17 protein-coding genes are annotated in these 20,024 nt (G+C 40.0%); 9 read left to right on the plus strand and 8 right to left on the minus strand.

The features are described 5' to 3' along the window. Positions 1-37 precede the first annotated feature (37 nt). Together F2B13_RS04625 and F2B13_RS04630 are read left to right on the plus strand one after the other, a co-directional pair. The gene (locus tag F2B13_RS04625; protein WP_149276107.1) at positions 38-589 is read left to right on the plus strand and encodes a DUF3124 domain-containing protein; all 552 of its coding nucleotides are present in this window, start codon (positions 38-40) and stop codon (positions 587-589) included. A gap of 162 nt (positions 590-751) precedes the next feature. Beyond that, positions 752-2,959: a hybrid sensor histidine kinase/response regulator gene (locus F2B13_RS04630; protein ID WP_149303377.1), complete on the plus strand. Its 2,208-nt coding sequence runs from the start codon at positions 752-754 to the stop codon at positions 2,957-2,959. 67 nt (positions 2,960-3,026) lie between these two features. Here F2B13_RS04630 and carB read toward each other — a convergent pair whose 3' ends face one another. Beyond that, entirely contained in the window at positions 3,027-5,882 is a 2,856-nt protein-coding gene (gene carB, locus F2B13_RS04635; protein ID WP_149303379.1) for a carbamoyl-phosphate synthase large subunit, read from the minus strand. 119 nt (positions 5,883-6,001) lie between these two features. Then, a complete protein-coding gene (gene rpmH / locus F2B13_RS04640; RefSeq protein ID WP_072991142.1) occupies positions 6,002-6,169 on the minus strand; it encodes a 50S ribosomal protein L34 in 168 nt (55 codons plus the stop codon). A 182-nt stretch (positions 6,170-6,351) separates the two neighbouring features. On the opposite strand from rpmH, the gene F2B13_RS04645 reads away from it, so the two are divergent. Both F2B13_RS04645 and F2B13_RS04650 read left to right on the plus strand, forming a co-directional pair. After that, positions 6,352-7,257 (plus strand): DUF6263 family protein, encoded by a 906-nt coding sequence (locus F2B13_RS04645; protein WP_149303381.1) that lies wholly within the window; start codon positions 6,352-6,354, stop codon positions 7,255-7,257. Between the two features lie 3 nt (positions 7,258-7,260). Then, positions 7,261-7,776 carry a DUF2892 domain-containing protein gene (locus F2B13_RS04650; protein WP_149276111.1) on the plus strand — a complete coding sequence of 172 codons (516 nt, stop codon included), beginning with the start codon at positions 7,261-7,263 and terminating at the stop codon, positions 7,774-7,776. Positions 7,777-7,836: 60 nt separating this feature from the next. On the opposite strand, the gene cls is transcribed toward F2B13_RS04650, so the two are convergent. From cls to F2B13_RS04665, 3 genes are all read right to left on the minus strand, one after another. After that, complete coding sequence (gene cls / locus F2B13_RS04655; protein WP_149303383.1) at positions 7,837-9,309, minus strand: cardiolipin synthase; 1,473 nt, start codon at positions 9,307-9,309, stop codon at positions 7,837-7,839. A gap of 115 nt (positions 9,310-9,424) precedes the next feature. Continuing rightward, on the minus strand, positions 9,425-10,381 hold the full coding sequence (locus F2B13_RS04660; protein WP_149303385.1) for a lytic transglycosylase domain-containing protein: 957 nt from the start codon (positions 10,379-10,381) through the stop codon (positions 9,425-9,427). A gap of 44 nt (positions 10,382-10,425) precedes the next feature. Next, complete coding sequence (locus tag F2B13_RS04665; RefSeq protein ID WP_149303764.1) at positions 10,426-11,088, minus strand: alpha/beta hydrolase; 663 nt, start codon at positions 11,086-11,088, stop codon at positions 10,426-10,428. 169 nt (positions 11,089-11,257) lie between these two features. Between F2B13_RS04665 and F2B13_RS04670 the strand changes: the two genes are divergently transcribed. Further along, positions 11,258-11,551 (plus strand): GNAT family N-acetyltransferase, encoded by a 294-nt coding sequence (locus tag F2B13_RS04670; protein WP_149276114.1) that lies wholly within the window; start codon positions 11,258-11,260, stop codon positions 11,549-11,551. A 115-nt stretch (positions 11,552-11,666) separates the two neighbouring features. Here the strand turns inward: F2B13_RS04670 and mtaB are convergent, their stop codons facing one another. From mtaB to F2B13_RS04685, 3 genes are all read right to left on the minus strand, one after another. Beyond that, on the minus strand, positions 11,667-12,992 hold the full coding sequence (gene mtaB / locus F2B13_RS04675) for a tRNA (N(6)-L-threonylcarbamoyladenosine(37)-C(2))-methylthiotransferase MtaB (RefSeq protein WP_149276115.1): 1,326 nt from the start codon (positions 12,990-12,992) through the stop codon (positions 11,667-11,669). A gap of 73 nt (positions 12,993-13,065) precedes the next feature. Continuing rightward, complete coding sequence (locus F2B13_RS04680; protein WP_149276116.1) at positions 13,066-14,238, minus strand: GlmU family protein; 1,173 nt, start codon at positions 14,236-14,238, stop codon at positions 13,066-13,068. Positions 14,239-14,431: 193 nt separating this feature from the next. Continuing rightward, on the minus strand, positions 14,432-14,716 hold the full coding sequence (locus tag F2B13_RS04685) for a type B 50S ribosomal protein L31 (protein WP_149276117.1): 285 nt from the start codon (positions 14,714-14,716) through the stop codon (positions 14,432-14,434). A gap of 179 nt (positions 14,717-14,895) precedes the next feature. Here F2B13_RS04685 and F2B13_RS04690 point away from each other — a divergent pair, with 179 nt between their 5' ends. The 4 genes from F2B13_RS04690 to F2B13_RS04705 are packed head-to-tail and all read left to right on the plus strand — an operon-like array spanning position 14,896 to position 20,004. Continuing rightward, on the plus strand, positions 14,896-15,417 hold the full coding sequence (locus F2B13_RS04690; protein ID WP_149276118.1) for a DUF4199 domain-containing protein: 522 nt from the start codon (positions 14,896-14,898) through the stop codon (positions 15,415-15,417). Positions 15,418-15,459: 42 nt separating this feature from the next. Then, the gene (locus F2B13_RS04695; RefSeq protein ID WP_149276119.1) at positions 15,460-16,434 is read left to right on the plus strand and encodes a glycosyltransferase family 2 protein; all 975 of its coding nucleotides are present in this window, start codon (positions 15,460-15,462) and stop codon (positions 16,432-16,434) included. A 37-nt stretch (positions 16,435-16,471) separates the two neighbouring features. Continuing rightward, on the plus strand, positions 16,472-18,181 hold the full coding sequence (locus F2B13_RS04700) for a phospho-sugar mutase (protein WP_149303387.1): 1,710 nt from the start codon (positions 16,472-16,474) through the stop codon (positions 18,179-18,181). Continuing rightward, positions 18,181-20,004 carry an ABC transporter ATP-binding protein gene (locus tag F2B13_RS04705; RefSeq protein WP_149303390.1) on the plus strand — a complete coding sequence of 608 codons (1,824 nt, stop codon included), beginning with the start codon at positions 18,181-18,183 and terminating at the stop codon, positions 20,002-20,004. The genes F2B13_RS04700 and F2B13_RS04705 overlap by 1 nt, the downstream gene beginning before the upstream one ends. Positions 20,005-20,024: the final 20 nt, after the last annotated feature.

Raw genomic sequence — 20,024 nt, forward strand, 5'->3', positions numbered from 1 at the left:
AAGAAAAGCGCTTACCTTTTAATGAGCGTTCGTGACAATGAAACTCAATAACACCGTGTTGAAAAAAAATCGATTAAATTTAGGCTTACTCTGTATCTTTTTTTGTGTGGCGGCTTCATGTAAGCAGTCTCGATCTGACGGTCAGCCCGTTGAAATTTTAGACAACCATACCCTTGACCGTAGTATTGTCGAAACAACTAATGACACCTTATTACATGAGGTCTACGTGCCGATATATTCCGACATATACAACCAGACCCGTGATACGAGAACCTTGCTCACCGCTACCCTGAGCATTCGCAATACAAGCATTCGCGACAGTCTATTTATAGCTAAAATCGACTATTTTAATACAGCTGGCGATTTGGTACGAAGCTATCTTGACAAGCCCATTTATCTAAAGCCGATGGAATCTATCGACTATGTAATCGAACAACAAGACACATCCGGAGGTAGTGGTGCCAATTTTATGATCGACTGGTATTCAAAAAAACCATTACAACCCTTGTTTCAAGCCGTTATGGTCGGCGGTCTTGGTTCACAGGCATTTTCGTTTACAACGGAAGGAATCGAAATGGAAAGCTATTGATTGTAACTATTTTCGCTGAATTTTAAAGCTGAGCATATTTTATATCTAAAACACCATCGATAACTTCTTACAGTCCTAGATAGAATAAGACAAAGCAAATCAGTACCTTAGCCTACGGGAAATTAAATATTCATTAGTTTTCAACCAGCCCTAAGTGACCAAATGAACCACAGAACCGAAGTATTTTTATTTTTAGTACTACTCCACCTTTCGAATACTTGGGCCCAAGTTAATAACTTGAGCATTAGTGACACCATAGATCTTTTAACCGATAAATCCTACGAAGCATATGATGATTTTAATTATAGGGATGCCATTAAATATGCATCTATGCTTGTCGACAAAGGTGAGGACTACAACAATGATTATTATAAATTTCTGGGGTATGATATATTAGGAGCAATTTATGGAGAAAGCGATGATACCGTTCAAGGCCGAATCTTTTCCGAAAAAGCATTGGAAATTGCTAGAGTTGCAGGAAGTGATAGTCTTATAGCCTGGGGAACCATGAACTTGGCCATCATTTACTCCGAAAATCCCAAAACGCTACCTAAGGCTATTCGTTTCTTCAAAGAAAGTATTGCGGTTAACGAAAAAAATAACGCCTCCGTAAAGAATTATCTCGCATATATCAACTTAGCATGGACCTATCTTGAGAACGGACAAATCGAAGAAGCAAGTGACACATTGAAAAAAGCCCGTGAAATATCGAAGACCCAACAAATCGATTCAGAAGATAAATTGTACGAAGAGTTACTATTCGCAAGATATTACCTCGGTAAAAAAAAGTATACCCAGGCTAAAATCGAACTTAACTCCGTTGCAAAAAAAGCCGATAAAGATTCCGTCGTTGACGTCGCACTGGAAGCCTATGAGAACCTGACCCTAGTATACGAACAAACGGACGACTTTAAAAATGCTTTTGAAAGCCTGAAAAAGTACAATCATTACAACAACAAGGCCATTGCGAAAAAAAGGATTCAAGAGACCGCCAAAGCAAAAGCAAGTTTCAATATAAAACGCGCTAAAAAAGACTTAGAGCTAGCAATAAAAGAGAAGGAATACTCGCAAGAGCTTGTCTCAAAATCCAGACTATTGAATATCATACTGGTCATTTCTACACTTATTCTGGCCATTGCCCTGATAATATATTTATTGTTCCTGAAAACAAGGAAAAAATATATAGCCCAATTAAAAACCAACAATAAAGAATTAAAGATAGCCAAAGAAAAGGCCGAGGAACTTTCTTTGGCGAAATCTAAGTTTCTAGCTACAGTAAGTCATGAACTACGAACCCCCTTGTACGGGGTAATAGGCATTGCCACCCTGCTCAAAGATGATGAAAACCTAAAAAGTTATCAAGACGATCTCGAATCATTAAAATTTTCGGCAGGTTACTTGCTCGCACTGATCAATGATTTCTTAATGCTCAATAAAGTCGACGCGGGAGTGGTGAAGTTATCCCAAATACCTTATCAGTTGGACTCTTTAGTTGAAAAAATCATCAAATCCTTTGAGTTTACCCTAAAACAAAATTCAAATACATTCCATGTACATATAGATGAGAATATTCCCAATTCCTTATCAGGAGATCCCATGCGCCTTTCACAGGTTTTGATGAACTTAATCGGAAATGCTATAAAATTCACGACAAAAGGAAATATCTGGTTGAACATTTGTCTAATGGAAATTAATGAAAGAGGTCGTTACAAAACGAGATTCACGGTAAAAGACGACGGTCTCGGCATCTCTCCTGAAGAACAGAAAATCATCTTTGATGAATTCATACAGATCGACAGTAAAAACCATGACTACAAAGGAACAGGACTTGGACTTACAATCGTAAAGAAGCTTTTGACACTTTTTGATAGCCACATAACACTTGAAAGTGAGTCGGGCAAAGGTTCAGAATTTAGTTTTTTACTTTACCTCGAAAAAAATAAGGAGCCAACCTTGGCATTGGCAGCTGAAAATAATATGAGTGAGGTTTATCTTCAAAGGGGCGGACACGCCTTGGTCGTCGATGATAATCGAATCAACCAAAAGGTCACAAAAAAAATCCTTAAAAAATATGGTATCCAATCAAGTCTGGCCAGTGACGGAAGGCAAGCCATTGAAATGGTTTTGAACAATCATTATGACATTGTTTTCATGGATATCAATATGCCGAACGTCGATGGAATGAGTGCAACACGAGAAATTCGGAAATTCAATAAAGAGATACCTATAATTGCACTAACTGCTGTAGAATTGGACGAAATGAAAACCAAAATATTAGATTCCGGAATCAACCATATTTTGCACAAACCTTATTTGATGCGAGAGTTTTTAGATACCATACAACAGTATATGCCTTTAAAGCAAATCTAAAACCCAAAATTAAGGCAGGCCTTAGGCTCACTTGTTACTTCTGCTATAGCATTATAAATTTCCTTCCTTACTTCGATAGATACATTTTTCTTCGATGATACAATTCATAGAATTGGTCGTCTTTCAAGCTGTCAATAAACAAAATGCTTTCTCCGGTACTCTTCATCTCCGGACCTAAATTCTTATTGACATTAGGGAATTTGTTGAAAGAAAAAACAGGTTGTTTGATGGCAAAGCCATCCAGCTCAGGCTTGAAATCAAAATCCTTGATTTTCTTCTCCCCAAGCATCACTTTCGTGGCGTAATTGACATAAGGTTCTTTGTAGGCCTTTGCAATAAAGGGAACTGTACGCGAAGCTCTAGGATTAGCCTCAATGATATATACCATATCATCCTTGATAGCGAACTGAATATTTATTAATCCTACCGTATTCAAGGCCAAGGCAATTTTCTTGGTATGGTCTTTAATCTGTTGTAGTACAAACTCGCCTAGGTTGAAAGGAGGTAAGGTCGCATTCGAGTCTCCCGAATGAATACCGCAAGGTTCGATATGCTCCATGATACCAATGATGTACACATCTTTTCCATCACAGATAGCATCGGCTTCCGCCTCTATTGCCCCATCAAGATAATGGTCTAATAACAACTTGTTATTTGGAATCTTTCGAAGTAGGTCTACTACATGTGTTTCCAATTCTTCCTTGTTGATTACAATTTTCATACCCTGGCCTCCCAATACGTATGATGGACGGACCAAGAGGGGAAAATTCAATTCATCGGCCAGTTTTAAGGCTTCATCAGCGGTTTCTGCCACTCCGAATCTTGGATAAGGTATACCGTTTTCTTTCAACAGTTCGGAAAAGCTCCCCCGATCTTCGGCCAAATCAAGGGATTCAAAACTGGTACCGATAATTTTAATTCCATATTTTGATAACTTTTCGGCCAATTTCAATGCTGTTTGTCCACCGAGCTGCACAATGACACCCTCAGGTTTTTCATGGAGAATGATGTCGTAGATATGTTCCCAAAAAACCGGCTCGAAATAGAGTTTATCTGCCGTATCAAAATCGGTAGATACGGTTTCAGGGTTACAATTAATCATAATAGTCTCATAACCACATTCTGCAGCTGCCAGAACACCGTGCACACAACAATAGTCGAATTCGATTCCCTGACCTATCCTGTTTGGGCCAGAGCCGAGCACCACTATTTTTTTCTTTTCGGTAACAATACTGTCATTCTCGACATATCGTGTACCGTCTGGTTTTTCAATTTCGGCCTCAAAGGTAGAATAGTAATAGGGTGTCATGGCCTTAAATTCAGCCGCGCAGGTGTCTACTAGCTTGTAAACCCTGTTGATGCCCATCTCTAACGTTCTCTTTTTATGCACTTCGCTTTCATAACAATCAAGCATATGGGCTATCTGCCGGTCGGCAAATCCTTTTTGCTTGGCTTCCAGCATCAAGTCTTTGGTAAGGGTCGCAATAGTATATGTAGAAATCTCCTTTTCCAAAAAATGGAGCTCTTCATATTGTTTAAGAAACCACATATCTATTTTTGTAATGTCGTGAATTCTTCCCAGCGGTATGCCCAACTGTATCGCATCGTAGATCACAAAAACACGGTCCCAACTCGGCACGGTCAATTTTTGGATAATCTGCTCATAATCTTTATATCCTTTGCCGTCGGCCCCAAGACCGTTTCTTTTTATTTCTAATGACTGGGTGGCTTTGTGCAAGGCCTCCTGAAAAGAGCGGCCTATTCCCATTACCTCTCCCACTGATTTCATCTGAAGTCCTAAAGTACGATCAGATCCCTCGAATTTGTCAAAATTCCATCGCGGGATTTTTACAATAACATAATCAAGTGTCGGCTCGAACAGGGCCGAAGTAGATTTGGTGATCTGGTTGTCCAACTCGTCCAGGTGATAACCAATGGCCAATTTGGCTGCAACTTTCGCTATGGGATATCCTGTCGCTTTTGAGGCCAAAGCCGAAGACCGGGAAACCCGTGGGTTAATTTCTATGGCTATGATATCTTCCTTATCATCGGGACTTACTGCAAATTGCACATTACACCCACCTGCAAAATCACCGATACTCCGCATCATATGTATGGCCATATCGCGCATTCTTTGAAAAGTTCGGTCGGAAAGGGTCATTGCGGGGGCTACCGTAATCGAGTCACCGGTGTGTATCCCCATAGGATCCATGTTCTCAATGGTACATATAATGACCACATTATCATTTTTGTCCCGTAACAATTCGAGCTCATATTCCTTCCATCCCATGAGCGCCTTATCGATCATAACCTCATGAATCGGGGAGATCTCAAGCCCTCTGCTTAATAGCTCATCAAAGTCTTCGGCCTTATGTACTATGGATGCACCTGCACCGCCCAATGTATATGAGGCTCTTATTACCAAAGGAAAACCAAATTTCTGTGCAATCTCCTTACCTTTCAAAAACGAAGTGGCGGTAGCCTGCGGAGCCATCCCCACCCCTATTTTCAACATGAGTTCACGAAATTTTTCACGATCCTCGGTAATATTTATCGCATTAATATCAACTCCGATAATCTCCACATCAAAATCTTCCCAAATGCCTTTTTGATCCGCTTCAATACATAGGTTCAAAGCCGTTTGACCACCCATGGTGGGCAATACTGCATCAATTTGAGGGTGCTTCTTTAAAATCTCGACAATCGCTTTTGTAGTCAATGGCTTCAGGTAGACGTGGTCGGCCATCGACGGGTCGGTCATAATGGTAGCCGGATTGCTATTGATCAATATCGTCTCGATTCCGTCTTCACGAAGACTTCTAAGTGCTTGGGATCCGGAATAATCAAACTCGCACGCCTGTCCTATAATTATAGGGCCAGAACCAATAATCAAAATTGATTTTAAATCTTCTCTCTTTGGCATTTTCTAGTGTTCTTTTAAGCTTAATGTTAATCAGTTTTTTTCCCGCATCAGTCAAAAGCGAGCAAAAAAAAGGTGCTACTTTAAAAAAGTAACACCTAAATATTTTAAAAATACAATCATTATTTTTTGTGTCTCGGCTCTGATGATACGGAAAGTTTCTTTCTGCCTTTCGCTCTTCTTCTGGCGAGAACCTTTCTACCGTTTACGGACGCCATACGCTCCCTAAAACCATGTTTGTTTCTTCTCTTTCGCTTTGATGGCTGATATGTTCTTTTTTGTCCCGGCATTGTCTATTACTTTTCTTCGTTTTTGAGCTACGCTATTCCTTCGTAAAATATGGGCGCAAATATACAAAGAGTTTTTGCTTCGACAAATACAATCGAAAAAATATTTTTCCACTTTGGCTAGTCGCCCGCAGTAGGTTTTTAGTACTTTTGCCAAAATTCGATTTTAGCAACGAAATCAGCGCATGAAATACTTCTTCGTCTTATTTTTTATCGTTTTCTCCGCTCCAATATTGCAAGCACAGACGAGTTTGACGTATACTTTGGAGAAAGATGATGTGTTCACTGTTAGTCAAAATGCGAAACAGATAATTACCCAACAACTTGATGGTGCCTCCCATGAATTGACCAATACAATGAACGGTATTCTGGAATTTAAAGTATTGTCCGAACGTGATAGCACCTATGATATCGCGCTGACCTTTAAAGATCTTAATCTCAAAATAACGTCAAATATTCAGGGAGAATTAATGAATGTTAGGGCCCAAGAAATAAATGCCGAGGATATACAGTCAAAGATTTTTAATAGTCTTTTAAATATTCCCGTAAAAATAGTATTGGCCAAAACTGGGGCCATTCTAAATGTAGAGGGAGGGGATAGTCTTGTAGTGAAAATGGCCAAGGCCTCTGGCTTAGAAGATGAGTTCTCTTTAAATATGATGAAAAAATCGCTCCAGAATGAATTCGGTTCCGAGGCTTTGTCAAAGAGTTATGAGCAAATGACCTTTATATATCCAAAGAAAAAGGTCAACGTCGGTGATCAGTGGGAAAACGAATATTCTGGAAAACTTAAGGCTGAAAATACTTGGACACTTAACGGCTTAACCAGTGATAGTGCCCTTATCACCGGAAACTCCGCCGTGGTTATGGATGTGGCCGAACCCACAACAACCATGAAGTTGGTCGGAACACAACAGACAGAAATTACTACTGATCTTAAATCTGGTTTTATCCAAAAAATGAAGGTGGAAGGTCTATCGAAAGGCGCTTCAACCATGACACAATTAGGAGATCAGGAAATACCCACTACAATTCAATCTATAGTCACCTACGCAGTCATTCCAAATACTCAACATAAAATAAACAACTAAAAAATGTTCCATAAAAACATTAAGCTCGTACTCGCCGGTCTCATCATTGCCTATGCCATTTACCAATTCGTTGAAGGAAACATTGGTAATGGAATCTTTTTGATTTTTTTCTCACTCATCTTCATATTTCTCTATTTCAGAAACGAATTGATTTTGCTTGCCTTTCTTCGCATGCGAAAACAAGACCTCGAAGGCACCGAAAAATGGCTCGACAAAATTAAAGATCCGAAAGCTGCGTTAATCACAAAACAGCAAGGGTACTACAATTATCTGCATGGAATCATTCAATCACAAAAGAACCTAACCCAAGCAGAAAAGTACTTTAGAAAGGCCTTGAAACTTGGTCTTACTATGGACTACGATTTGGCGATGGCCAAACTGAGCTTAGCAGGTATCTCTATGCAGAAACGAAGAAAAAGAGAGGCGACTACCCTATTGAACGAAGCAAAAAAATTGGACAAGAACAATATGTTGACCGAACAAATTAAAATGATGCAACAGCAGATGAAAAAAATATGAGGGATGCCAGGGCGCGGAGCTGTTCCAACTTTTAAACGATTTCTAAGCAACCCTACTCTTTCACAGTAAGGGTGCCCATAGTCTACTAAAAGATTCCTTCAACTTACGAACAACGCCTCTTTTTTGCCATCGTTCCAAGTCTATTTCTTCTGTGTTTTCTATATCACGTTCGAAAATTTCAACCATCCTTTCAGCAATATCATGATTATAGATAAGGGCATTGATCTCAAAGTTCAATGCAAAGCTGCGATAGTCTAAATTTGCCGTACCTATGGAAGTGAAGGCATTGTCGACCACCATAGTTTTGGCATGGATAAAGCCCTTGACATATCTGAATATTCTCACCCCTGATTCTAAACATTCCTCGACATAGGAATCAGAGGCATATTGGGCAGCCCATGAATCGGATTGATAAGGAATAATTATTCGAATATCTACGCCACTTCTAGCTGCGGTCGTTAATGCCGTCATGATAGAATCATTGGGCATAAAATAGGGCGTGGTAATATAAATACGTTTCTTGGCCGAGTTTATGGCACAAAAAATAGCCTCCATAATGTTCGCCCAGTCCGTATCGGGTCCGCTTGCCGCCATTTGTATGGCTACAGGGTTTTCAGACTCTGGCTTATGCTTAGGGAATAGGGGTGATTCAATTTCCAATTTATCTGCGGAAGCAAAATTCCAGCTTAACAGGAAAGAAGACTGTAAAGAACCTACTGCCCCTCCCTTGATTCTCAAGTGGGTATCGCGCCAGTAACGTTCGTTGTCGTATGAATTGTCATATTTTTGATCGAGGTTTATGCCTCCTACATAGCCAATGGAACCATCGATTACAACAATCTTTCTGTGGTCCCTGTAGTTTAATTTACTCGTCGAATTTGAAAAAAGAACGGGCATGAACGGAAAATGCTGTATACCTGCATTGGTCATCTTCTGTTTGGCCTTTGAAGAAATATTGCTTCCTACATCATCATATACCATACGCACTTGAATTCCTTCTTGCGCTTTCTTACATAATCTATCGATAAGATCTGTACCTAGTTCATCATCGAAAAGCACAAAATACTCGAGATGGATGTGATTTTCGGCCTTTTCCAAATCTTCCCGTAATCTCTTAAACTTATTTTCTCCATTAATCAATATCTCAATATCATTATCAAAGGTCAGAACGGCCCGTTCATTGTTCTTCAATAACTTGAAAATCTTATAGGTCTCTTCTCCAAAAGTGTCTTTGAAGTCTTTGCGTTCTTCTTGATCTAACCTAAAATTTCGTCGCCATTCTCGTATTCTTTCATTGTCTAAAATATATTTTTTTTCAAAGATTTTTGATTTCCTATAATCTTGTCCGAAAAAATAATAGACCAACAAACCTAAAAAAGGGAGAACGGCCAGTGCGAACAAGAAGGATAAGGTCTTGACCGGGTTTTTATTTTTCAAAATAATGAAAATGGATAGGGCAATGACCAAAAGGTAATTAATGGTCAGAATGATCAGCCATAGATTGGCCTTACCAAAATTAAGAAGTGTTTCCATCTCTCTAGATGGCCCATTATACAGTTTGTAAACTATAGACCGCTTATAAGATGGAAAAATAAGAAAAGAAAAATTACCTCAAAACCATTTAAAATGAATCCTCCAACAAAAAGAGTTATCGGGAAACTTTGTAATATCCTTTATTGGGTATTTCAATAGTATATTTCTTACGAGAACTGTTGTTCAAATGTGGTTCGCGTAACCATGGATTGTGACGCTTCAATATTTTGTAGTTGATTTCATACTGTTTCGCAAAATCGGCAAAGCTAAGTATAGGTTCATCTACCTCGACCTTAAAAGTAGGTACGGCACTGTACATATCTTCTTGTTCAATATCGAAACCGTATTTCTCAGGATGGCTCAAAATCTCCTTAATGGCCATGATACGAAATACATAGCGACCTGTTTCCTGTCCTAAAAGCAGGTCATAATAATCATCTACCTGTTGAATCCCTAGGTATTTATTTATCGCCCCAGGTCCGGCATTATAGGAAGCAGCAGTCAACGTCCATGTGCCGTATTTATCTTTCCATCTCTTTAAATACTTACAGGCTACCTCCGTAGCCTTTTCGAGGTGATAGCGCTCGTCAACATTATCGTTGATTTCCAGACCATACTCTCTACCTGTAGCTTTCATAATCTGCCAGAAACCAGTCGCTCCAGCATGCGAAACTACATTTTGAAGCCCACTTTCAGCCACAGCGAGATATTTGAAATCATCGGGCACTCCGTTTTTGGCCAAAATAGGCTCAATAATCGGAAAATATTTGTTGGCCCTTTTTATCAAAAGTACGGCATTGGATTGCCAATAGGTGTTGACCAAAAACTCCCTGTCGATTCGTTCCATGATTTCAGGATCATCCTGGGGTACGACCTCCCCTGCAAAATTTAGATCCTCAGGAATATCGATGGCGGATATACGGTATTCTTTAGCTACATTCTTATCAATGTCGTTCTCAACAATAGGGACTGGCATATCCCGCTGTTCGTCATCGTTCTGTACGGCAAATATTAGGGTGCTTATTACGAAAAAAACACCCAAAACCATTAAAATATTTTTTAGAATTCTCATGTTTTTGGTATTGAAGGTTATTCAAAGGTAATACTACAACTCTCTTATTGCAAAATAATTGTAGGCAAGTGTTCATTAAACCACTTGGCCCTATGCAATATCATGGTATGTGTTCCATTATTCACCCGTATACAATTTTCAATATTTACGATGGGGAACACAGCATCCTTTTCGCCGTGTATATGTATGAGCTGAAATTCATGTTCTTGTGGTTCCCAATTTACAATTTGATCAATGGACCAATCGATATACGTTTTGTCCCGAATATAGAGGTATTCTTCGTAAAGGGCCAGACGTTTTGTTACGGCCTCCCCAAAAGCGTATTTGGCCAAAAATTCGACATTATTCACGAGTCTAGTGGGCAACAGTTTATGAGCTTTGGTGTACTTTGCAAAAAGTAGACGCCTGGGCAACTCCGAAGTACTCTTGATACTGGAAATAATAATCACTTTTTTGACCGGTATGTGTCTTGCCATTTCTTGAACTAACATTCCCCCGAACGAAACACCGATCAACACCGGATTGTTATGCTCGATTTTTTTGTTCATCTTTTTCGCATATTCCCTAAGACTCATATTCTTATGCGGAACAAACCACTCCAATAGGTGCGTCACGAAAATAGCTTCAGGTAAAACTATATTTTTGAAAATGGAGGAACCGGCCGCCATTCCAGGCATAAAATACACATGTATCTTATTGTCTCCCATTTGCATAAAGCACCCGTTTCGTTAGGAAATTAACATATTTTTCACTACTTTTGTAAACGACTTTGGGAAAAATCCCTTTTTTGAAAAATTTTAGCAAAAGTATAGAAAATTACGATTCGGGAATGTCGTGATTTTTTTGTCTCTTGCCTTCTTAAAAAAATCAAACTATATGAATGAAGTAGAAATTAAGGACAACAGTTTCTTGCGTCAATTTGAAACAAAAATCGATGGTCATTTGGCCAAAATCGAATACTCTTCGCAAGAACGTAAAGTATTCCTAACCAAGTTAGTGGTTCCGGAAGAAATCACCAAAGAAGGTTTTAAGGAAGATTTCATCAAATCTGTTCTTCATCACATTCAAGGGCAAAATCAAAGAGTAGTTCCCACAAGCCCTCAAATAGCAGGTTTCTTACGGAAAAACAGGCAGTACAAAGAAATGTTGCCCGTGGGTATCCGTATTTAAAAGTATTTTCAATCCTTCCGTTGAAATGTATAACCCGCCTCCCGAGCGGGTTTTTTTGGCGTCAAATGCCCCAAATCTAAGTTTACTTAAATTACTCCTCTTACAACTGAGCTTATCAAAATACCTTTTCGTTTACAAAATGGAACCGCACCAAACCGTCTTCGTCGATTTCACTGAGTTCGACTTCATGTAAGGTATTCACCAAATCTGGATTCCACGGGGCTTTTACTTTAACATAATTTTCCGTGAATCCATGAATATATCCCTCTTTGTTCTCTCCTTCAAAGAGAACGGTTCTGGTGCTTCCCAACTGGCTTTCATAGAAAGCACGACGCTTTTTCACCGATAGTCCGCGAAGCATCTTGCTCCGTTTGTTTCTAATATTTTTTGGGATTGCCCCTGCCATGCTAGCCGCTGCGGTATTATCTCTTTCCGAATAGGTGAATACATGTAGATAAGAAATGTCAAGCGCATTCAGAAATTTGTAAGTTTCGATAAAGTCATCCTCGGTTTCCCCTGGAAAACCCACGATAACATCTACCCCGATACACGCTTGAGGCATAACTTCCCTGATTTTCTTTACCCGATCTACATACAAACCACTTAAATATCGGCGACGCATCATTTTCAATATCTTGTCGCTTCCACTCTGTAGGGGTATATGAAAGTGAGGAACAAAACTAGTGCTTTGCGCCACAAATTGAATAGTTTTGTTTTTTAGCAAGTTAGGTTCGATAGATGAAATCCTGAGTCGATGTATACCCTCCACCTGATCTAATGCCTTTACCAAGTCGAGGAAAGTATGTTCGTGTTTTTTATTACCGAACTCTCCCTTTCCATAATCTCCGATATTTACCCCCGTAAGCACGATTTCCTTAATCCCTTTTTCAGAAATTTCGACAGCGTTCCTCAAAACGTTGTCGAGCGTATCGCTGCGTGAGATACCCCTCGCCAAAGGAATGGTACAGTAGGTGCATTTATAGTCACAGCCGTCTTGCACTTTCAGAAAGGCCCGTGTTCTATCTCCTATAGCATAACTTCCGACGTAGAAATCCGCGTCGGCGATTTCACAAGAATGCACTTCCCCGTAATCGTTCTTCGACAAATCGTTGAGATAATCGGTAATCTTGAATTTCTCGGTCGCGCCCAACACCAAATCAACCCCGTCAACAGCAGCCAGTTCTTCGGGTTTCAACTGGGCGTAACAACCGATGGCCGCAATAAAAGCATCAGGGTTTTTCTTTTGGGCCTGTCTAACAATAGTCTTAAAACGTTTGTCGGCATTCTCAGTGACCGAACATGTATTGATCACGTACATGTCGGCCCGCTCCTCGAACGCTATGCGCTCAAAGCCCTCTTTTTGAAAACCTCTTGCAATAGTGGAGGTTTCCGAAAAATTGAGTTTGCAACCCAACGTATAAAAAGCGACCTTTTTTTTCATTGCTTATTAATAAAAGGGATGCAAAGATAGTATAAATGAAAGTTATGGACTCTAATATCTAAACAGCCCTGCTTTAATAGTTCCTCCAACGTTTGGTCAATTCAAAAACATGCTCCAATATGCGAGCGTCCTTTTCATCGAATACTACGTTTCTTCTGGCCATCATTACCTTGGCAGCTTCAAAAGCCTTTTTGGTGGAGTAGGTCGTAAAGCCAGAAGCCCCGCCCCAACTGAAACTAGGCACAAAATTTCGTGGAAATCCAGGTACATAGATATTGCAGTTCACGCCAATCACCGTACCGGTATTGAACATGGTATTGATGGCACTCTTGCTATGATCGCCCATCATCAGACCACAGAACTGGAGACCTGTTTGTTCAAAACTTTCCGTACCATAATTCCATAGGCGTACTTTGGCGTAATTGTTTTTGAGGTTCGAATTGTTCGAATCGGCACCAATATTACACCACTCTCCCAATACTGCGTTACCCAAATAACCTTCATGGCCCTTGCTCGAATAGCCAAAAATGACAGCATTGCTAATTTCACCACAAACCTTTCCAAAAGGCCCTATTGTGGTCGGACCATATATTTTTGCACCCATTTTTACCACGGCATTATTACAAAGTGCAAATGCACCACGTATTAAGTTACCTTCCCAAACCTCAGAATCCTTTCCCAAATATATAGGGCCTTCGGTGGCATTAAGAATACTATGTTCTACTTTGGCCCCTTCTTCAGCAAATATACGCTCGGGGTGTATTAAGGTATTGGTATCGGGAATAGGTGCACTTTTTCGATTTTTCGTTAAAAGATCAAAATCAGCTTGTAATGCTTCGCCGTTCCTGGAAAATATCTCCCAGGTATGCTCAATACGAAGTACCGGATCTACAAATTCAATTCTCTTTAAAGCGTTGATGTCGGTGTCTTGATCTCTTTTTTTAAAATAGGCTATGACTTCTCCCTCTTTTACAAGAGCAGTATTTTCGGTCAAGGCCTTTACCCGATTTACCAAAAGGTCATTAGGGAAGAAGGAAGCGTTGATGTAAATGTTCACATCGTTTTCGACCAATGGAAATTTTTCTGAAAGATAAGCCTCGGTTTTGGTAGATGTAATCGTCTTTAAATACTTTTCCCATTTTTCCCGTATCGTCAGAATTCCCATTCTCATATCGGCCACCGGCCTTGTGAAAGTAAATGGAAAAAAATTCTCCCTTACGGTTCCATCATAAAGTACGTAGTTCATAAAGGCCTATTTATTATAAAAGTAAGGAACATTTACCAAGAAACCCACGCGCTATTCAACCTCCTATTTTTGAAAAAGCACTACAGATACCGTATAACGGTACACGATATAATTTGAAAATGAGGTCGAATTTCAATAAAAAAAGCCTTCGATACGTATCGAAGGCTTTGTGATTTATAAGGATAGAAAGAGATTATTTTTCTTCCTCGGTTTCTGTTTTTGCAGGTTTTTTCTTGAATTTGTCGTACTTGTTCTTAAACTTATCGATACGACCTGCAGTATCTACCAATTTAGACTTGCCGGTGTAATAAGGGTGAGAAGTTCTAGAAATCTCAAGTTTGACCAAGGGATACTCAACACCATCTACCTCTAAAGTCTCTTTGGTATCTGCCGTCGATTTGGTGATGAAGACGTCGTCGTTCGACATATCCTTAAATGCGACCAATCTATAATTTTCTGGGTGTAAATCCTTTTTCATTACTTTCATTGTTAGCGTGCCCATTCCGACAGGCACTAAAATTCAGGCTGCAAATTTAAGTAAATTTCTGTAACCTCCAATTTAAATATTCGAAAAGAAGAATAAAAAATTTAATTTTAAGGTAACAAAATAGCATTTATCACAACTAATATATATAACAACCGAAAAAGACTTTTAAAATGGAAGAAAATCAACCTAAAACCGGAAAATATGCATTGAACTATGGTCTCCTTGTAGGAGGCGTAAGCGTGATATTCGGTATCATGCTTTATACCATGGACATGCAATACGAACGCGGTATAGCCGTTCAAGGTACTCAAATTGCCATAGCCGTTGTAGGTATTCTTTTGGGCATCTATCAATTCAAAAAGGCTAATTCTGACTTTCTACAAATTTCGGAAGCCTTAAAAATAGGTGCCGGTGTTGCACTAATTGCCGGTATTATAGGGCTAATCTATTTTTTCGTCCTATCTAATTTTATTCAACCTGATTACATGGATCAAATGTATGAAATCGGCAAACAGGAAGCCCTTCAGAATAATCCGAAATTGACCGAAGAGCAAATTGACCAAGGTATTGAAATGCAAAAGGAGTTTGCCTGGGTAACCTATCCGATCATAATAATTTTTAATATTCTTATTGGTCTTCTCGTAGGTTTGATCGGGGGACTCATCTTCAAAAAACAAAAACCTGCGTATTGATTTCAAAATCGTATTTTTGGACGGAATTATATCGCATCTTACATGGATCTGTCCATCATTATACCCCTTCTCAATGAGGAAGAATCTTTAAAAGAGTTACACGATTGGATTGTCGAAGTAATGCAAAACCAAAGGTTTTCGTATGAAATACTTTTTGTGGATGATGGAAGCACAGACCGTTCTTGGTACATTATCTCCTCACTTTCGAAAACCGACCACCACGTAAAAGGAATTCGGTTTCAACGAAATTTTGGTAAATCACAGGCCCTTCATGCGGGTTTTAAAGCAGCAAATGGCGAAGTTGTTATTACCATGGATGCCGATTTACAGGACAATCCCGAAGAAATTCCAGCACTTTATGGTTTGATAAAAGATGATGGGTACGATCTTGTATCGGGGTGGAAAAAAAAGCGGTTCGACGCGATACTATCAAAAAATCTGCCTTCGAAACTTTTTAATTGGGCCGCGAGAAGAACTTCGGGAGTTCAACTGAACGATTTCAATTGTGGACTTAAAGCCTTTAATAAGCACGTCACTAAAACCATTGAGGTTTCGGGTGAAATGCATCGCTACATACCGGTTTTGGCAAAAAATGCCGGTTTCGTGAAAATCGGAGAAAAAGTCGTGCAGCACCAGGCGCGAAAATATGGTAAAACCAAGTTCGGAATGGATCGGTTTATCAACGGTTTTCTAGATTTAATTACGATTTGGTTCGTCTCAAAATTTGGAAAACGACCCATGCATCTTTTCGGTGCCCTTGGGGTAGTCATGTTCATTATCGGTTTTGGTTTTGCTATTTATCTGGGTGTGGACAAGCTATTTATCCATCCGGCCGGCCGATTGATCACAGATAGGCCGCAATTTTTCCTGTCCTTGACCGCGATGATTATCGGTACACAATTATTTCTAGCGGGGTTCTTAGGAGAAATTCTGGTTCGATCCCGTAAAAACGAAGCTCGTTATACCATTGCCGAAGAAATAAATCTAGAGCCCGAGGGAAACCAATATTCTTTGTAAATTTAACACTTAAATTGAATCAAAAACTACCCTGATTATGGATGCCATTTTAAATACCGCCCAAAGCTGGTTGACCGATTTCTTTGATCCCGCAGTGAAAAAGGAAATCCAACATCTGATTGAAAATGATACTGAGGAACTTAAAGATAGGTTCTATAAGAATATGGAATTTGGTACAGGGGGCATGCGCGGTGTCATGGGAGTAGGAACCAATCGAATCAATAAGTATACATTGGGTAAAAGTACCCAGGGTTTGAGCAACTACCTAAAAAAGACCTATGGGGATAAAGACGTTAAAGTGGTTATTGCGTACGATTGCAGGAATAATAGCGACACCTTGGCAAAAACAGTTGCGGAGGTGCTATCGGCAAATGGCATCAAGGTATTTCTTTTCTCAAGCCTACGCACGACCCCGGAGCTTTCTTTTGCCGTAAGGCATTTGAAATGCCATGCCGGAATCGTTTTAACCGCTTCGCACAACCCGCCCGAATATAATGGCTATAAAGTATATTGGACCGATGGTGGACAAATCGTGCCTCCGCAGGATGGTGAAATTATTTCAGAAATCAATTCCTTGGCTTATGAAGATATCCATTTCGAGGCGAAAAAAGAATTGATCGAACTCATAGACACCAAAGTAGATGAGGCATTCATCGAAGCGTCCGTAGCCAATGGTAGTTTTAATGCCCATGGCAAAGACGATTTTAAAATTGTGTTCACATCCCTTCACGGTACGTCTATTACGGCTATTCCCGAAGTTTTAAAGCGGGCAGGCTATAGGAATGTGACCATTATCGAAGAACAGGCAGTACCCAACGGGAACTTTCCCACGGTAAAATCTCCTAATCCAGAAGAACCGGAAGCCTTGTCAATGGCTATTGAGAAAGCCGAGGAAATTGGAGCCGACATGGTGGTAGGTACTGATCCTGACAGTGACCGTTTAGGTATAGCCGTGCGGAATCTCGACGGTAAAATGGAAATCGTGAACGGTAACCAAGCCATGATAATGATGACCAAATTTCTTCTGGAGCAACAAAAACAAAAAGGGTTCAAGGGCAATGAGTTCATTGCAACAACCATTGTATCTACCCCTATGATGGAGGTCATGGCAAAAGCTTATGGTGTTGAATTTAAAACAGCCCTTACCGGGTTTAAATGGATCGGAAAAATGATTAAAGATTATCCCGAAAGTCAATTTTTAGGCGGTGGCGAAGAAAGCTTTGGTTATATGGTAGGCGATTTTGTCAGAGATAAAGACGCCGTTACCTCTACCCTACTCGCGTGCGAAATTGCCGCTCAGGCAAAAGCCAATGGTAGCTCTTTCTATAAAGAATTAATCGATTGCTATGTCGATTATGGTTTTTATAAAGAACATTTGATATCAATCACCAAAAAAGGGATATCAGGAGCCGAAGAGATCAAACAGATGCTCAAGGATTTTAAGGAAAATCCGGTTCAATCGGTGGCAGGATCGAAAGTCGAATGGATCGAAGATTATAATACATCGATAGCTAAGAATGTTCTGACCGGAGAGGAAAGACCGATAGACATCCCAAAATCCAACGTTTTGATCTATGAAACCGAAGATGGTACCAGAATTGCCGCTAGACCTAGTGGCACGGAACCCAAGGTGAAATTTTATATCAGTACGAATGCGGAATTGGACGAAGCGGAAAACTTTGAAAAGGTTTCGGCCGAACTGGAAACCAAAATCCAAACGATTTTGAGCGAACTCAATGTGGGTTAATGGAGTACTTTAAAAAAATTCTTCAATTTGCCCGACCCTACCGCAAATATGGATATCTAAACATTTTTTTCAATATTCTTTATGCGTTGTTCAGTGCCCTTTCGTTTGCAGCGCTTATTCCCATGCTTGATGTTCTTTTTATACCCGAAAAGAAGATTTTAACCGAGCCCGAATATGCTGATTTGGGCCATTTAAAGGATTACTTACAAGACTACATCAATTACAGGGTCAATGAATATTCGGGTGACGATGAAATGAAGGGTCTTATACTCGTCATTGGCCTAGTACTTGCACTCTTTCTATTCAAAAACCTCTTCAATTATCTGGCCATGTATTTCATTACCTTCTTAAGAAATGGGGTTTTGAAAGACATCAGAAATAGAATGTATGAGAAAATCGTGGAACTACCGATTTCTTTCTATTCGGAAAAACGCAAAGGCGATGTAATTGCCCGTATTACCTCAGACGTCTTAGAAATTCAGCATTCTTTTTTGTCCATCTTAGAACTTATTGTTCGCGAACCATTGACTATACTATTTACGATCATCATCATGTTCGGCATTAGTACCAAACTGACCCTGTTCGTATTTATATTTATTCCTATTGCAGGTGCCATTATTTCTAGAATCGGCAAGTCATTAAAACGAAAATCAGATCAGGTACAAAGAGAACAAGGGGAATTTCTTTCTATCGTCGAAGAGACGCTCGGCGGCCTACGGGTAATCAAGGCGTTCAATTCAGAATCGAGGTTCTACCGTCTTTTCAGCAATTCTACCCATCGCTTTTTCAGATTCTCGAACACCCTTTTGAACCGACAAAATCTGGCTTCCCCTACTGGTGAGTTTCTAGGGATTTTGGTCATCGGCGTGCTCTTGTGGTTTGGCGGCAAAATGGTTTTGGTAGAAAATACCTTGGATGCGTCCTCCTTTATTGCCTATATGGGGCTTGCATACAATATTCTGACACCGGCAAAAGCCATTAGTAAAGCCTCTTACGGAGTGAAAAAAGGGAACGCGGCCGCAGAAAGGGTATTGGAAATTCTTGAAACCGAAACCCCTATTTTCGATAAGAAAAACGCTCTAGAAAAGCCTTCTTTCGAAAAAGGCATCGAAATACACGAGGTATCCTTCAAATACGAAGACGAATATGTACTCAAAGATTTTGACTTGATAGTACCCAAAGGGGAAACAGTCGCCCTAGTCGGTCAATCTGGAAGTGGTAAAAGTACCATTGCCAATCTGGTTACCCGCTTTTATGATGTCAATGAAGGTGAAATACTAATCGATGGTACTAGTATCAAGGACATCACAAAGAAATCATTGCGCAATCTAATAGGGCTCGTTACCCAAGATTCCATTTTATTCAATGACACCGTAGCCAAAAATATCTCGTTAGGCAAGGAAAATGCCACTGAAGCTGAAATTATGGAAGCAGCACAAATCGCCAATGCCCATCAGTTTATTATCGACTTGCCAAAAGGATATGCCACCAATATCGGAGATAGTGGCAATAAGCTCAGTGGCGGTCAGAAACAGCGTCTCGCTATTGCCCGTGCCGTCTTGAAAAACCCGCCTATTATGATTTTGGACGAAGCGACCTCTGCCTTGGATACAGAAAGTGAGCGCTTGGTACAGGATGCCCTCGAAAAAATGATGCGCAATCGAACTTCAATTGTTATTGCACACCGTCTTTCCACTATTCAAAGCGCCCATAAGATCGTGGTATTACAACGGGGTAAAATTGTTGAACAAGGCCCCCATCAAGAACTTATGGCGAAGAACGGAGTATACAAGAAGCTGGTCGAAATGCAGTCTTTAGGCTAATATCAGCAATGGAGATTCTT

The sequence above is a fragment of the Pareuzebyella sediminis genome (assembly GCF_008367235.1).
Taxonomy (GTDB): Bacteria; Bacteroidota; Bacteroidia; order Flavobacteriales; family Flavobacteriaceae; genus Pareuzebyella; species Pareuzebyella sediminis.

Excerpts from the sequence above, each read along its gene's own strand:
- F2B13_RS04625 (WP_149276107.1), top strand. The coding sequence starts at position 38 with ATGAAACTCAATAACACCGTGTTGAAAAAAAATCGATTAAATTTAGGC.
- F2B13_RS04630 (WP_149303377.1), top strand. The coding sequence starts at position 752 with ATGAACCACAGAACCGAAGTATTTTTATTTTTAGTACTACTCCACCTT.
- carB (WP_149303379.1), bottom strand. The coding sequence starts at position 5,882 with ATGCCAAAGAGAGAAGATTTAAAATCAATTTTGATTATTGGTTCTGGC.
- rpmH (WP_072991142.1), bottom strand. The coding sequence starts at position 6,169 with ATGCCGGGACAAAAAAGAACATATCAGCCATCAAAGCGAAAGAGAAGA.
- F2B13_RS04645 (WP_149303381.1), top strand. The coding sequence starts at position 6,352 with ATGAAATACTTCTTCGTCTTATTTTTTATCGTTTTCTCCGCTCCAATA.
- F2B13_RS04650 (WP_149276111.1), top strand. The coding sequence starts at position 7,261 with ATGTTCCATAAAAACATTAAGCTCGTACTCGCCGGTCTCATCATTGCC.
- cls (WP_149303383.1), bottom strand. The coding sequence starts at position 9,309 with ATGGAAACACTTCTTAATTTTGGTAAGGCCAATCTATGGCTGATCATT.
- F2B13_RS04660 (WP_149303385.1), bottom strand. The coding sequence starts at position 10,381 with ATGAGAATTCTAAAAAATATTTTAATGGTTTTGGGTGTTTTTTTCGTA.
- F2B13_RS04665 (WP_149303764.1), bottom strand. The coding sequence starts at position 11,088 with ATGGGAGACAATAAGATACATGTGTATTTTATGCCTGGAATGGCGGCC.
- F2B13_RS04670 (WP_149276114.1), top strand. The coding sequence starts at position 11,258 with ATGAATGAAGTAGAAATTAAGGACAACAGTTTCTTGCGTCAATTTGAA.
- mtaB (WP_149276115.1), bottom strand. The coding sequence starts at position 12,992 with ATGAAAAAAAAGGTCGCTTTTTATACGTTGGGTTGCAAACTCAATTTT.
- F2B13_RS04680 (WP_149276116.1), bottom strand. The coding sequence starts at position 14,238 with ATGAACTACGTACTTTATGATGGAACCGTAAGGGAGAATTTTTTTCCA.
- F2B13_RS04685 (WP_149276117.1), bottom strand. The coding sequence starts at position 14,716 with ATGAAAAAGGATTTACACCCAGAAAATTATAGATTGGTCGCATTTAAG.
- F2B13_RS04690 (WP_149276118.1), top strand. The coding sequence starts at position 14,896 with ATGGAAGAAAATCAACCTAAAACCGGAAAATATGCATTGAACTATGGT.
- F2B13_RS04695 (WP_149276119.1), top strand. The coding sequence starts at position 15,460 with ATGGATCTGTCCATCATTATACCCCTTCTCAATGAGGAAGAATCTTTA.
- F2B13_RS04700 (WP_149303387.1), top strand. The coding sequence starts at position 16,472 with ATGGATGCCATTTTAAATACCGCCCAAAGCTGGTTGACCGATTTCTTT.
- F2B13_RS04705 (WP_149303390.1), top strand. The coding sequence starts at position 18,181 with ATGGAGTACTTTAAAAAAATTCTTCAATTTGCCCGACCCTACCGCAAA.